This window comes from Cupriavidus basilensis OR16 (assembly GCF_000243095.1).
Taxonomy (GTDB): Bacteria; Pseudomonadota; Gammaproteobacteria; order Burkholderiales; family Burkholderiaceae; genus Cupriavidus; species Cupriavidus basilensis_D.
Genome location: NZ_AHJE01000216.1, coordinates 1 through 594 on the forward strand (window position 1 = coordinate 1; position 594 = coordinate 594).

Genomic DNA, 594 nt, shown 5'->3' on the forward strand with positions numbered 1-594 from the left:
TCTCGGCGGTGGTGGCGCGCGCGGAGGACCTCTATGCCTCGGACAAGACCATGGTGAATCCCGCGCTGTAGCCTGTGCGGCTCACCGCGCCTTGCCGCCCTGGGCCGCGCCCTGGTTGCGGAAATCCTTGGAGTGGATGCCGTGCTTCTTCAGCAGCATCTGCAGGTGTGAGCGATTCATGTCAAAGCGCCTGGCCAGCTCCGCCACCGTGCCGCCGACTTCCTGCAGCCCCCGCTCGATAAATGCGCGTTCGGCTTCATCGCTGGCGGCGCGCTTGGCTTCGCTCAGCGAGGTGGCCGTGGACGCATCCACCACGACCGGTGCCCCGCCGCCGCTGGCCACCAGCGCCGGCGCCGATGGCTTGGGCCGCAGGTCCTGCGGAAGATGCTCGAGATCGGCTGTGTCGCCGGCGAGGCAAGAGGTCCGGTACATCAGGTTGCGCAACTCACGGATGTTGCCGGGATAGGCGTAATTCATCAGGAAGTCGCGCAGGCGTGGGGTCAGCTTGATGGGGCGGCGCTTTAACGCGCCGGCGGCCTCGTCGCCGAAATACGCTACCAGCAAGGCGATTTCGTCGCGCCGCTCGCGCAGCGG

At 67.3% G+C, this 594-nt stretch carries 1 pseudogene; it reads right to left on the reverse strand.

Going from position 1 to position 594, the window contains the following annotated elements:
- Positions 1 to 81 precede the first annotated feature (81 nt).
- Positions 82 to 594, reverse strand: a pseudogene (locus OR16_RS38105) (sigma-54-dependent Fis family transcriptional regulator); the annotation flags it as partial.